At 66.1% G+C, this 12,751-nt stretch carries 10 protein-coding genes; 7 read left to right on the forward strand and 3 right to left on the reverse strand.

Annotation, left to right across the window (positions count from 1 at the left end; genetic code table 11):
* The first annotated feature begins 2 nt into the window (after positions 1 to 2).
* The gene (locus tag AC1DX6_RS27460) at positions 3 to 1,868 is read left to right on the forward strand and encodes a CHASE2 domain-containing protein (protein ID WP_477319191.1); all 1,866 of its coding nucleotides are present in this window, start codon (positions 3 to 5) and stop codon (positions 1,866 to 1,868) included.
* Positions 1,869 to 1,891: 23 nt separating this feature from the next.
* Here the strand turns inward: AC1DX6_RS27460 and AC1DX6_RS27465 are convergent, their stop codons facing one another.
* Both AC1DX6_RS27465 and AC1DX6_RS27470 read right to left on the reverse strand, forming a co-directional pair.
* Entirely contained in the window at positions 1,892 to 3,004 is a 1,113-nt protein-coding gene (locus AC1DX6_RS27465; protein ID WP_477319193.1) for a KamA family radical SAM protein, read from the reverse strand.
* Positions 3,005 to 3,121: 117 nt separating this feature from the next.
* Positions 3,122 to 4,825, reverse strand: a complete 1,704-nt coding sequence (locus tag AC1DX6_RS27470) for a BTAD domain-containing putative transcriptional regulator (protein WP_477319195.1) — start codon at positions 4,823 to 4,825, stop codon at positions 3,122 to 3,124.
* 136 nt (positions 4,826 to 4,961) lie between these two features.
* Between AC1DX6_RS27470 and AC1DX6_RS27475 the strand changes: the two genes are divergently transcribed.
* From AC1DX6_RS27475 to AC1DX6_RS27495, 5 genes are all read left to right on the forward strand, one after another.
* Positions 4,962 to 5,627 carry a peroxiredoxin gene (locus AC1DX6_RS27475; protein WP_095091235.1) on the forward strand — a complete coding sequence of 222 codons (666 nt, stop codon included), beginning with the start codon at positions 4,962 to 4,964 and terminating at the stop codon, positions 5,625 to 5,627.
* A 113-nt stretch (positions 5,628 to 5,740) separates the two neighbouring features.
* Positions 5,741 to 6,883 (forward strand): NAD(P)/FAD-dependent oxidoreductase, encoded by a 1,143-nt coding sequence (locus AC1DX6_RS27480; protein ID WP_477319197.1) that lies wholly within the window; start codon positions 5,741 to 5,743, stop codon positions 6,881 to 6,883.
* Positions 6,884 to 7,029: 146 nt separating this feature from the next.
* Entirely contained in the window at positions 7,030 to 8,688 is a 1,659-nt protein-coding gene (locus AC1DX6_RS27485; RefSeq protein ID WP_477319199.1) for an acyl-CoA synthetase, read from the forward strand.
* Positions 8,689 to 8,778: 90 nt separating this feature from the next.
* Positions 8,779 to 9,672: a hypothetical protein gene (locus tag AC1DX6_RS27490; protein ID WP_477319201.1), complete on the forward strand. Its 894-nt coding sequence runs from the start codon at positions 8,779 to 8,781 to the stop codon at positions 9,670 to 9,672.
* A gap of 147 nt (positions 9,673 to 9,819) precedes the next feature.
* Positions 9,820 to 10,635 (forward strand): class II aldolase/adducin family protein, encoded by an 816-nt coding sequence (locus tag AC1DX6_RS27495; protein WP_477319203.1) that lies wholly within the window; start codon positions 9,820 to 9,822, stop codon positions 10,633 to 10,635.
* 252 nt (positions 10,636 to 10,887) lie between these two features.
* Here AC1DX6_RS27495 and AC1DX6_RS27500 read toward each other — a convergent pair whose 3' ends face one another.
* Positions 10,888 to 11,076, reverse strand: coding sequence for a hypothetical protein (locus AC1DX6_RS27500; RefSeq protein WP_477319205.1), 189 nt, complete (start codon positions 11,074 to 11,076; stop codon positions 10,888 to 10,890).
* Positions 11,077 to 11,189: 113 nt separating this feature from the next.
* On the opposite strand from AC1DX6_RS27500, the gene AC1DX6_RS27505 reads away from it, so the two are divergent.
* A complete protein-coding gene (locus tag AC1DX6_RS27505) occupies positions 11,190 to 12,728 on the forward strand; it encodes a winged helix-turn-helix domain-containing tetratricopeptide repeat protein (RefSeq protein ID WP_477319207.1) in 1,539 nt (512 codons plus the stop codon).
* Positions 12,729 to 12,751 lie beyond the last annotated feature (23 nt).

Raw genomic sequence — 12,751 nt, forward strand, 5'->3', positions numbered from 1 at the left:
CAATGAGCGGTCGAGCGCTTGCGACGCTGATCGCGCTCATCCTGGCCGGGCTTTGGGGCGCCGGCCTGGGCTACGCGCACTGGCGCGGCAACCTGTCGTTTCTCGATCGCGTCGAAGCGACGATGACCGATCTCCGAACGCTTGCCCGCGGACCGGCAAAGCCGCCGGAACTGATCACCATTGTCGCCATCGACGACGAGGCGGTGCGCAACGAGGGCAGCTATCCGCTCAGCCGCGCCACGCTTGCCCGGCTTGTCGATACGATCGCGCGCTTTGGGCCGAAAGCCATTGCGCTCGACCTTTTGCTGGTCGATCCCGGAGCAAAGGACGATGACGCGGCGCTAGCGCGTTCGCTGAGCGGGAGTACAAGCATCATCGCAGCCGCGGCGGTCTACCCGGACGGCAGGCAATGGGCGGTGGCCGAGGGCGAAGGCCCCCTCGCCCGGGTGCCGGACGCCGAGCGGTTTCTGTTGCCCCTGAAAGCGTTCTCGAATGCCGCCGCGGTCGGCGTCGTCAACGTGATCACCGACCGGACGGGAACGCCTCGCTTCGTGCCGTTGCTGTTTCGGGCCGGCGACCAGTTGGAAGCGTCCTTCTCCCTGCGTGTTGCCGCGCTGGCGGAGCGCGAAGAGCCAGCCATTGCGCCCGATCATCTGTCGCTGGGCAGCCGCTCGATCCGGACGGACATCGGCCACATCCTGCCGCTGATGTTCTATGGCCCGCGCGGCACCATCCGCACGATCAGTGCGGCGACCGTGTTGGCGGGCCAGCTCGATCCCGGCATCATCCGAGATCGAATTGTCGTGATCGGAGCGACCGCAACCGGCGCCGGCGATGTCTTCCCGACGCCGTTCGATCCAGTGCTGCCGGGCGTCGAAGTGATGTCGACGGCGATTGCCCATCTGATGACCGGCGACGGCATCGTGCGCGACCAGTCCGTACGCCTTGCCGATGCCGGCTTTGCGGTGGTGCTGCCAATGGTTCTTGTGGGGCTGTTGGCATGGCGGCGAAGTGCTGTCGGCCTCGCAGCGATCGTCGGCGTGGTCTTGATCTGGTTCGTGGTCAACATGGCCGCCTTCTCACACCATATCTGGCTGAGCGCCGCGCTGCCGATGGCTGCTGCCGTACCGCCGGCCATCCTGTTCGGGGCAGCGCAACTTTGGCTGGGCCGGAACCGGGCCCAGTATTTCGCCACGCAGAGCGAGTTGCTGCAGCGCGTCGAGGCCCCGGGCCTGGGGGAATGGCTCGCCCGGCATGGCGACTTCCTCGCGGAACCCGTCCGGACCGACGCTGCCATCCTGTTCATCGACCTGTCCGGCTTCACCGGACTGAGCGAAACATTGGGGCCGAGCGCCACACGCGAGCTGTTGAATGCGTTTCATGCGCTGGTGGACGAAGAGGTCGCGGATTGCGGCGGCGTCGTCACGTCTTTCATGGGCGACGGCGCCATGATCCTGTTCGGCCTGCCGGAACCGACTCCGGATGACGCCTTCAACGCCGCCCGCTGTTGCGTCGGGCTCTCCAGCCGCACCAACGACTGGCTCGCCTCGTTGCCGGTAACGACCGCATCCCGGCTTGGCTTCAAGATCGGAGCGCACCACGGAACGATCGTCGCCTCTCGACTCGGCGGCGAAGGCCGTCAACACATTGCGGCCACGGGCGACACGGTCAACGTCGCCAGTCGCCTGATGGAGATCGCCGCCGACCAGAATGCCGAAGTCGCGGTGAGCGACACGATGCTAAAAGTCGCCGGCCGCGACTGCGCGCTCTTCAAGTCCGGTGCGCTGAGAGGCCCCGTGGACACACAGATCCGTGGTCGATCCGGGTCGCTGGCAATCTGGTTCTGGCAGAGTGCGGGGGTGCGGTAATGGGCCCGCGATCGATGGCCATCCTACTCCCCCAAGACCTCCCGATAGGCCCTCACCTCACCATCGAGCCCGCGTATCCGCCAGCTCTCCCCGTCCCGCGCCTCGACATGGCACGGCCCGATCGGCACCTTGCCGCCGCCCTCGGGCAGGTCCAGCACATAGACCGGATTGCAGATGCCCGACATCCGCGCACGCAGGGCGGCGGCCAGCGCCTGCCCCTGCGCAATCGTGGTGCGCCTATGCGCCATGCCGCGCGCGAGGTCGCCGTGGTGCAGGTAATAGGGTTTTATCCCGAGGCGGTACATCAGCTCGCGGCACAGCTCCTCCAGCACCTCGATAGTGTCGTTGACGCCTTTCAGCAAAACGCTCTGGTTGAGCAGCACGAAGCCGGCTTGCCGCAGGGTGCGGCAGGCCGCTTCGGTGGCCTCGGTGATCTCGCGCGCGTGATTGAAATGGGTGACGATCGTGACCATCAGCCGGCCCTGCAGGGCCGCGACCAGCCCTGAGGTGATGCGCGACGGCAGCGCCACCGGCACGCGGGTGTGGATGCGCAACAGCCGCACATGGGCGATGGCTTCGACGCGGGCGCGGATTTCGGCCAGCACCTTGTCGGGCAAGGACAGCGGATCGCCGCCGGTCAAGATCACCTCGCGGATTTCGGGATGATCAGCGATATAGGCGAGCGCCGGCTCCAACGCCTCGCGTGTGTAGCCGCGGCCGATCGCAGTCAGCGATTCCTTGCGAAAGCAGAACCGACAATAGACCGCGCATTGATAGGTCGGGAACAACAGCACCCGGTCGGCATGGCGATGCGTCAGGCGCGGCACCGGGCTGAAGTCATGATCGGCGATCGGATCGTCGAGCTCGCCCTCGTGCTCCACCAGCTCGTCGGGCGACGGGATGACCTGCGCCCGGATCGGATCGGCGGGGTCGTTCCAGTCGATCAGGTCGAGATAGGCTTTGGGAATGCGCACCTTGTGGTTCGCGGCCGCAGCTTGCGACGCCGCGCGCTCGGCCAGTGACAGTGGCAGGGAGGCGAGATCGCGGACGTGGCGCACGCCGGCGCGAACGTCGTCCTGCCAGGCAGTGTCGGCGGAGCGCTCGATTGTGTCGTGAAGGTTGGCGTCTGAAGTCATCGGGGTTCTCAGGGCATTTTCCGGCGGAGCTATCGGCCGGATGACCAGTCGGGTCAACCACCGTGGTTGCTGCTGATTGTCACCCATTGCGTTCATCCGCAACCAGGCGCCGGCGCGCTACCCTTCGCGGCCCATGCGGGCCAGGCAGCGGGCCTGGTCGCGCGGGCGGCCAAGCTCGTGATAGCGCGAGGCCGCCTCGTCGAAGGCGGCGAGCGCGCGGATCTCGTGGTTCTGCGCCCGCCGCTGCACGCCGCGCGCTTCCCAAAGGGCGGCCGCCCAGGGACCGCCATGCCACATGCCGGCGATCCGCTCGGCGTCGTTCAGGCGGCGGTCGACCTGGTCCAGCTCGCCAGCCTCGGCGAGCGCGATTGCCGAGGCCGTGCGCAGTGCCATCGAACAGGGCTGGCAGGCGCCTGGGGTCAGCAACCGGTCGCCGGCCAGGATTTCTTCCGCCACCATCTTGGGCGTCGAGGCCGCCCGCACGGCCAGCGCCTGCATGCGCATGATCAGGTGAGGCGACAGCCATGAGCGTTCGGCGTCGGTGAGACCGCGCTGGATCATCCGGCTGGCGCGCCACTTCTGGCCGCGCTCCAGCGCAATCTCGGCCAGCCGCTCGATGGCCAGCACGCGGCCGGCCACCGCATCCGCCTCCAGCAGTAGCCGCTCGGTCTCGGTCAGGTGGCGCTCGGCCTCGTCGAGGTCGCCTGAAAACAGCGCCGCCTCGCCCAGAAGCAGGCAGGCAAGTCCGCGGCCGGCTTGCGATCCGGCCTGCTCGGCGACGGTGAGCAGCTCGCGGGCGAGGCCCGCGACTTCGGCATGGCCCGAAGCGCTGCACAGGCAGAACTCGGACAGGCACAGGTGACCATCGAAGACATGCTGCACGAAGGCCGGCTTGGCACGAACCCATTCGATGAATTCGGAGCGGAACAGTTGCGGCCACTGCGCCCGCATCATCGAGGCGAGGCCGAGCAGCGCACTCGCCTCGCCGACTTCGCGCGGCAGGTCGGCGCCAAGCGCCAGGTCGCGCGTGTGCCTGGCGATCTCGCTTGCCTTGTCGAACTCGCCGCTCTGCAGATGCACCAGGCCCCAGGCGAGCGAGGTGCGGATGCGCTCCGACGGGCTGACGGTCTCGGTGCTGGAGAGGGCCAGCGCCTTCTCGTAAAGAGCGATGGTCGCCGCACTCGGCCCGACGCCGAGCTCGGCGTGCAGGTTCGCGCGCAACTGGTTGAACTGGCGAATGGCCTCGACGCGGTTGCCGGCATCGAGTGCCACCTGCATCAGCGCGCACTGGGCCTGCTCGTCGGCGGGGTCGAGCGCGATCAGCCGCTGCCACAGGCCGCCAGCGCGCAAAAGGTCGCTGTAGCGCTGCTGCATTTGCGCGCGCGGCGTGTCGAGCCACTCGACGAAAAGATCGTCCGGCAACAGCCTGCCGCCATAGAAGTCGGCAGCACGCTCATAGGCGCTCTTGTCACCACCGCTCAGCGCCGCCTTGGCGGCGGCCTCGAAGCTTTCGGCGTCGATCTCGAGCTCGGCATGCGGGGCAAGCGCGACGATGTCGTTGCTCACCTCGATCAGGTCGTGGACGCCGAGCGTGCGGCGCGCGAAATGAATGGCCTTGCGCAGATTGGCGCCGGCCGCCTCGGGATCGGCGTCGGGCCAGAAAATTTCCATGGCCTGCTCGCGGTGGATGCGATGGGCAGGCCTGAGCGCCAGCAGCTTGACCAGGGCCGCGGCGCGATCGCGCCGCCAGTCGGCCGCCGGGATCGGGCGGCCATCGACGCTGACGGCGAAGCGGCCGAGCAGATGGATCGAAACGCGCATGCAGGCACCATCAGGAAAGGATCGGCCCAGGCGGGCGCCAGAGCCGTCACCAACGAGGAGGCGTCGGGGAACGCTGGCGGAACATAGATTTCCTAATATGCCCCCGCAATCAAATTCCAACCGAAAGGAAGCAACCATGTCACTCCGTATCGCAGACATCGCCCCCGACTTCACCGCCGAGACTACCGAAGGCACGATCAGCTTTCACGAATGGCTGGGCAAGGGCTGGGGCATCCTGTTCTCCCACCCCAAGGACTACACGCCGGTGTGCACGACCGAACTCGGCTACATGGCCCGCCTCAAGCCCGAGTTCGACAAGCGCGGCGTCAAGGTCATCGGCCTCTCCGTCGACCCGGTCGAGAAGCATGCCGGCTGGGCCAAGGACATTGCCGAGACGCAAGGGATGGCGCCGAACTTCCCGATGATCGGTGACCCGACGCTCGCCATCTCGCAGCTCTACGACATGCTGCCGGCGTCGGCAGGCAACAGCGCCGACGGCCGCACCGCCGCCGACAACCAGACGGTGCGCAACGTCTACGTCATCGGCCCGGACAAGAAGATCAAGCTGGTGATATCCTACCCGATGACGACGGGCCGCAACTTCGACGAGGTGCTGCGCGTGGTCGACTCCCTGCAGCTGACGGCCAAGCACCGCCTGGCGACGCCGGTCAACTGGAAGCCGGGCGACGACGTCATCATCGCCGGGTCGGTGTCGAACGATGAAGCCAAACAACTCTACCCGCAGGGCTGGAAAGAGCCGAAGCCCTACATCCGCATCGTGCCGCAGCCGGTCCTGACCTGACATCGATCAAACTGCAAGGACCTGGACGGCCAGGACTTTGGCGGCGAGGACATGGTCTCCGCCGCCACGACGGGAATGATCGATCAACCAGCAAATATTCGTGGGGAATAAAGATGAACACCGCAAGCAAACCGCGTATCGTCGTGCTGGGAGCCGGTTTCGGCGGCCTGGAGCTGACGACGCTGCTTTCCGAGGCGATGGGCGACAGCATCGACGTGACGCTGATCGACCAGAGCGATTCCTTCGTGTTCGGCTTTTCCAAGCTGGACGTGATGTTCGGCCTGAAGACGCCGCAGGCCGTGCGCCTGCCCTACAAAAGCTACGCCAAGCCGGGCGTCAGGATGCTGAAGCGCACGATCACAGGGATCGATCCCGAAAGGCGCCGGGTGACCACCAATGACGGCGTGTTCGACGCCGACCACCTCGTGGTCGCGCTGGGTGCGGAATATGATTTCGACGCCACGCCAGGGCTTTCGGGAACCAACGAGTTCTACACAGTGGCGGGAGCGGAGCGGCTGCGCGACGTGCTGCCCACGTTCAAAAAAGGCAAGGCGATGGTCGGCGTCTGCGGGGCGCCCTACAAGTGCCCGCCGGCGCCCAGCGAATGCGTGCTGATGCTGCACGACTATCTGGTCAGGCAAGGCGTGCGCGCGGACTGCGAGATATCACTGGTGCTGCCGCTGGGCAGCCCGGTGCCACCCTCGCCCGAGACGTCGCGGGCGCTGCTGGCGGCCTTTGCCGAACGCGACATCAAGTTCATCCCCAGCCGCCGCGTCGCCTCCGTTGATAATGCCCGCAACGTGGCGGTGCTCGACGACGGCACGGCGATGCCGTTCGATCTCTTCCTCGGCGTTCCCAAGCATCGCGTACCGCCGGTGGTGCTGGAAAGCGGCATGGCCGAGAACGGCTGGATCCCGGTCAATCCGCGCACGCTCGAAACAAAATACGAGAACGTCTATGCCGTCGGCGATGGCGCCAACACCGGCACGCCCAAGGCCGGCGTGTTCGCCGAAGGTGCGGCGCGCGCCGTTGCCACCGGGCTCATTGCAAAACTGCGCCAGAGCGGCAGCGCCTCGCTCTATGACGGCTTCGGCACCTGCTATATCGAGTTCGGCGGCGGTCGCATCGGCAAGGTCGAGGTCGACTTCTTTTCAGGCCCCGCGCCGACCGGAAAATACCACGAGCCCTCGGTAGCGCTGCGCGCGGATAAGGAGACTTTTGGATCGAGCCGGCGCTCGCGCTGGTTCGGCCTCTGAGCCCAGAGGATGCAGGCCGCCCAGGGGCTGAGGGGCCCCCAGGGTGGTCTTGGCTTCTCATCGACCACGAGCGCGATCTTGGGTATCCTGCCGGCCATGACGATGGTCCACGAGGAGGTGGACGCCGCTACGGGAGGAATGCCGCGATGGTTGGAGCTTCGGCCGGCTTGCCGCGCTATGAGGATGCCGTTCAACGCTTTCGCATCGACGATGAAGTCGCGCGCCTTGCCGGCGACCCCGCGACCGGCATCAACGCCTATATCGAATGCTGCGGCCGCTACACCGGCCAAAACCGTCTGGCGCTGCGCGCCGTCTCCGCAAGCGGGAACTTGAGCGAATTCAGTTTCGACGCTCTCGCCGATCTATCAGGACGTGTCGGCACCCTGCTGAAGGATTTGGGCGTTGGCCCCGGCGATGTCGTTGCCGGCATGCTGCCGCGCATTCCCGAACTGGTGGCGCTCATTCTTGGCACATGGCGCATCGGTGCCGTCTATCAGCCGCTGTTCACCGCTTTTGGCCCAAAAGCCATCGAGCACCGGCTTGGCTATAGCGGCGCGAAGCTGGTGGTGACCAACCCGGCCAATCGCGGCAAGCTCGACGAGGTCGAGAAGCCGCCGCAAATCGCGACCGTTCTCGGACCCGGCGAGGTGCTGCCCGCCGGCGACATCGATTTCCGCGCCGCCCTTGCCGCCGCCTCCCCCAATTGCCAGCCGATGCTGCGCAAGGGCGACGACCTGTTCATGATGATGTCGACCTCGGGAACGACCGGCCTGCCCAAGGGCGTACCGGTGCCGCTCAAGGCGCTGCTGTCGTTTGGCGCCTATATGCGCGAGGCGATCGGGCTGAGGCCTAACGACGTGTTCTGGAACATTGCCGATCCCGGCTGGGCCTACGGCCTCTATTACGCGATCACCGGGCCGCTGCAGCTCGGCATCGCCACCACCTTCTATGAAGGCGCCTTCAACGCCAAAAGCACCTACGACATCATCGAGCGGCTGGGCGTCACCAGCCTCGCCGGCTCGCCCACCGCCTATCGCCTGCTGATGGCGGAAGGGGCCGAGGCCGCCGCCCGCATCAAGGGGCGGCTGAGGGTGGTGAGCAGCGCCGGCGAGCCGCTCAACCCGGAGGTGATCCGCTGGTTCGACGCCCATCTTGCCGCCCCGATCCACGACCATTACGGCCAGACCGAGAACGGCATGATGGTCAACAACCATCACGGCCTGTCGCACACGGTGCGGCCGGGTTCGGCGGGCTTCCCGATGCCGGGCTATCGCATGGTGGTTCTTGACGAGGCCGGTCAGGAGCTTGGCCCCAACCAGCCCGGCATTCTCGCCGTCGACATCGCCAAGTCGCCGCTGCGCTGGTTCAATGGCTATCATCAGGCGGAGACGCCGGCGATTGCGGGCGGCTATTACCGCACCGGCGACACGGTCGAGTATGAGCCGGACGGCTCGGTCTCCTTCATCGGCCGGGCGGACGACGTGATCACCTCGGCCGGCTACCGGATCGGGCCGTTCGACGTCGAAAGCGCGCTGATCGAGCATCCCGCGGTCAACGAGGCGGCGGTGGTCGGCGTCCCCGATCCGCAGCGCACCGAGATCGTCAAGGCCTTTGTGGTGCTGGCGTCCGCCTGGCAGGGCAGCGAGGCGCTCGCCGAAGAGCTGGCGCAGCATGTCAAGAAGCGGCTCTCGGCGCATGCCTATCCGCGCGAGGTCGATTTCGTCACCGAGCTGCCGAAGACGCCTAGCGGCAAGATCCAGCGGTTTTTGCTGAGGAAGGCGGAGGTGGAGAAGCGCAAGGGGTGACGCGGCCAGGGTCGTCGAAGCTCGATCTTTTTTTCAACAAGCTCGTTGCGCATTGTCTTCCGAATGGGATCGAAGGCGGGAGGTTTTGTCATGCGGCTGGTCTGGACGTTTCTGTTCGCGCTCGCGAGCAGTGCTGCTTTCGCGGCCTCGCCGGAGGACGACTATGTCGCCGCGCGCGACAAGGCGATTGCCGCAATCGCGGCACTGGAAAGCTCGAACGCACCGGTGGAAACGCTCGATGCAGCCGGCGCCAAGGCGCTGGCGGATCTCGAGAAGCGTCTTTCCGCCCTTGTCGGCCCCGTGACGGTCAAGGATTTTCCGGCAGCCGGCACGATCAATCTCGAAAGCCTCAGCGACGCCGATATCGGTTTCGGCATGCTCGACGGGTTGAGATACGCCAAAGGCGACGACGGCCCGAGCCTGGTGGCAACGACGCGGGGGCTGCTCGAGCGCTGGCTCCAGTCCAGGGCCGCCGAGACCGACGAGAGCTTCAAACTGCCCGCCGGCATCGATGCGGCGCTGAAGCTCGATGGCTTCTACACCCAGGCCATCAACAGCGACGCCGCCTTCGAGGGGACGCTCGACTTTCCGCTGAAGAAGCCCGAAGGCGCCGACCTGGCTTTTGCGCGGCTCGGCGGCTGGACGCAGGATTTGGGGCCGATCGACGACCAGCAGGTCATCGTTACGCTCGTCAAGGGCAACAGCGTCATGATCGCCTCGGCGCCTGCGGCACGCCCTGTTCCCAAGATCGCGGCCTGCGATGCCGTGTGGACCGCGGCGAATGCTGCCGCCCAGAAATTCCAGGATGCCTATCAGGCTTCTGACCTCAAGGACGAAACGGCGTTCGATGCCGCCAACGCCGCTTTGGAAAAAGGCGACGGCGACTATCGCGCCTGCATGGGCGAGCACCTGCCTGATGACCCGGCCTTCCCGGCGCTGCTTGCCCAGGCGCAGGTGCTTGCCGATCACATGGCGGGAAAGTAGGGCTCGGCGCTTAGCGACACAGGCCAGTTTCGCATCTATTCGGAAGAATTCGGAACTATTGATGCGGCCTTTGAGACGCTGGCTCGAAGCTTCTCCAATCTGGGGCCTGCCGTCATGCAGACGGTGCAGGAGCTCAAGGAGGGCGCCATGAACGTCGTCACGTCAATTCCCGAAAGCGATTTGGCCGCCAGCAAGCAAGCGGCGTATGAGCCTCTTTTCAAACGGCCACACAGCTTCGAGACCCACGAACAGGAGCGGCAACACCGCAAGGAAAGGCTTGCCGCCGGCTTCCGCATCTTCGCGGCGCTGGGTTTTAGCGAAGGCGTCGCCGGACATATCACGGCACGTGATCCGGAATTCACCGACACGTTCTGGGTCAATCCGTTCGGCATGCATTTCGCGCATGTCACCGTCTCGGACCTGATCCGCGTCGACGCCACCGGCGCCGTGGTCGAGGGCACGATGCCGGTCAATGTCGCCGCCTTCGCCATTCATCATCAGATCCACGCGGCGCGGCCGGATGTGGTGGCGGCCGCCCACACCCACTCGATCTACGGCAAGGCTTGGTCGGCGGTCGGCCGGCTGCTCGACCCGATCACGCAGGACGCCTGCGCCTTCTATGAGGATCATGTCTTCTTCGACGACACGCGGGTGATGGTCACGGAGGCGAGCGAGGCGGCGCGGATCGCCGAGAGCCTCGGCGGCCACAAGGCGGCGATCCTGCGCAATCACGGCCTGCTGACGGTTGGCCTGACCGTTGACGAGGCTGTCTGGTGGTTCATCTCGATGGAGCGCTGCTGCCAAGCGCAGTTCCTCGCCGAAAGCGTGGGAACGCCTCTGCAGGTCGACCCCGAAAACGCCCGCGCCACCCGCGCCGTGAACGGCACGGCCCAGGCCGGCTGGTTTCAATGCCAGCCGCTGCACGACCGCATCCTCAGGCAGCAGCCCGATCTGCTCGGATAGGCTCGCGGAATACACCTGGAGGAAGCTGGTGGGGGCGCGGCGAAAGCCGTCAGCCCCTATCAGCTTGTGAGGGAGAGGAAACGCCAATTACCGGAGTCGCGGCCTTGAAAGGCTGGGGTTTCCCCTCCCCCATGACTGGGGGGTGGCCGCGCAGCGGCCGGGGTGGGAAGCTGGCGCCGCCATATGCGATTGGGCTCGGAATGGAGAGGGAAGGCATCGCCGGGGACGAACAGGCTTGATCTCGATGTTGCATCACGTCCCTTCGTGCTGCGCGGCGGCATTCCTGGCCTCGGAGCAACGTTTCTGGCAGGCGATGTAGTCAGCCATGTAACGGTCGAGCGCGGCGCGGAATTCTTCTTCGCGTGGGCGCGGTCTGCTCACCGAGGCCGCTTGGCTGGTCTCAGTCTCAAACCCGATACGGTCGAAAGCAATTGCGGACATTTTCGGCTCTCCTGTGTCAAAACGTGGTGGCAGGATGAGCCGGGCGCCCGGTGGGGTCGCGGGCGGATGCCCGAATACTTCCGAAAAGCCCCGAAAAGATGTTAGTTTGCGCCATGGTGGGGACGCGTTTTGCCTTCGGCCCGTTCGAGCTCAACCCGGAGGCGGGAACGCTGCTCCGGCAGGGCCTGCCCGTTCCCGTGGGTTATCGCGGCGTGCTGCTGCTGGCAGCGCTGGTGGAGCGGCCCGGCGAAGTGCTCTCCAAAGCCGAGCTAATGGATGCCGCATGGCCTAACGCGGCGGTCGAGGAAAGCAACCTTTCGGTCCAGATCGCGTTGCTGCGCAAGCTGCTCGGGTCGGGCACCGACGACGCCGAGTGGATCGCGACCATCCCCCGGATCGGCTACCGCTTCGGCGGCGCGGTGGATTGCCTCGACGCGGCCTCGACCGCATCCGACAACGTGGAGGCCGGGCCTTCGATCGCTGTGCTGCCCTTTGCCAACCTCAGCGACGACGCCGAGCAGCAGTATTTTGGCGACGGCCTCGCGGAAGACATCATCACCCGCCTGGCGCGGCTGCGCTGGCTGTTCGTCTCGGCGCGCAACTCGTCGTTCACCTATGGCGGCAAGGCGGTCGACGTGAAGCAGATCGGGCGCGAGCTCGGCGTGCGCTATGTACTCGACGGCAGCGTGCGCCGTTCGGGACAGCGGCTGCGCATCAATGCCAGGCTGAGCGACGCCGACAGCGGGCGCCAGATCTGGGCCGAGCGCTACGATGCCGAGATCGCCGATTTCTTCGCGCTGCAGGACGAGATCGCCCAAAGCGTGATCGGCGCCATCGAGCCCAGGCTGTACGTCGCCGAGCAGGAGCGTTTCCAGAGCCGGTCGCCTGGCAACCTCGACGCCTGGGGCTTCGTGATGAAGGCGATGCCCTACGTCTGGACCTGGGCCTCGCTGCCGGATTTCGAGATCGCCGAGCGGCTGCTCAAGAAAGCCATCGACATCGACCCCGACTATCCGCGCGCCAATTGCCTGATTGCCTGGGGCCTCGGCGCAAAGTCGATGCTTGGGTTGGCGGATAGCGAAGCCGCCCTGCCCGCTGCCCACGACATGGCGCAACGGGCGATCCGCAGCGATCCGGAGGACCCGTGGACCCACTTCGCCACCGGCTTCGTGCATATGGCCTCGCGCCGTTTCGATCCCGCCGTGAAGGCCCTGTCCGAGGCGATCACCCTCAATCCGAGTCTGGCCTATGCGCATATGATCTTAGGATCGACCTATGCCTATGCCGGCATGCCCGAAGACGGCCTGCACCATGTCGCGCTGGCCGACCGGCTGAGCCCCCGTGATTTCACCCAAGCCGGTAGCCTCTCCGTCATTGGGCTCTGTCATTTCATGGCCGGGCGTTACGACGAGGCCGCCGAATTCGAGCGGCGAGCGGTTGATCTCAGGCAGAATTTCGGAACGGCCTGGCGCACATACGCCGCCTCGGCCGGCATGGCGGGCGATCGCGCCACCGCCGCCCACGCGCTGTCGCAGACACGGCGCCTGCATCCATCCGTGTCCGTCGACTGGGTCGAGAAATACCACCCCATCGTCCACGAAAAGGATCGGGCGCGCTACATCGAGGGGCTGCGCATCGCCGGGCTCGACTGATCGGCGAGGCCGGGGCTTCCTGT

Source organism: Mesorhizobium sp. P2_C4, assembly GCF_056404575.1.

What these genes read in the sequence shown, in the direction of transcription:
- AC1DX6_RS27460 (WP_477319191.1), top strand. Translation starts at nt 3, where the DNA reads ATGAGCGGTCGAGCGCTTGCGACGCTGATCGCGCTCATCCTGGCCGGG.
- AC1DX6_RS27465 (WP_477319193.1), bottom strand. Translation starts at nt 3,004, where the DNA reads ATGACTTCAGACGCCAACCTTCACGACACAATCGAGCGCTCCGCCGAC.
- AC1DX6_RS27470 (WP_477319195.1), bottom strand. Translation starts at nt 4,825, where the DNA reads ATGCGCGTTTCGATCCATCTGCTCGGCCGCTTCGCCGTCAGCGTCGAT.
- AC1DX6_RS27475 (WP_095091235.1), top strand. Translation starts at nt 4,962, where the DNA reads ATGTCACTCCGTATCGCAGACATCGCCCCCGACTTCACCGCCGAGACT.
- AC1DX6_RS27480 (WP_477319197.1), top strand. Translation starts at nt 5,741, where the DNA reads ATGAACACCGCAAGCAAACCGCGTATCGTCGTGCTGGGAGCCGGTTTC.
- AC1DX6_RS27485 (WP_477319199.1), top strand. Translation starts at nt 7,030, where the DNA reads ATGGTTGGAGCTTCGGCCGGCTTGCCGCGCTATGAGGATGCCGTTCAA.
- AC1DX6_RS27490 (WP_477319201.1), top strand. Translation starts at nt 8,779, where the DNA reads ATGCGGCTGGTCTGGACGTTTCTGTTCGCGCTCGCGAGCAGTGCTGCT.
- AC1DX6_RS27495 (WP_477319203.1), top strand. Translation starts at nt 9,820, where the DNA reads ATGAACGTCGTCACGTCAATTCCCGAAAGCGATTTGGCCGCCAGCAAG.
- AC1DX6_RS27500 (WP_477319205.1), bottom strand. Translation starts at nt 11,076, where the DNA reads ATGTCCGCAATTGCTTTCGACCGTATCGGGTTTGAGACTGAGACCAGC.
- AC1DX6_RS27505 (WP_477319207.1), top strand. Translation starts at nt 11,190, where the DNA reads ATGGTGGGGACGCGTTTTGCCTTCGGCCCGTTCGAGCTCAACCCGGAG.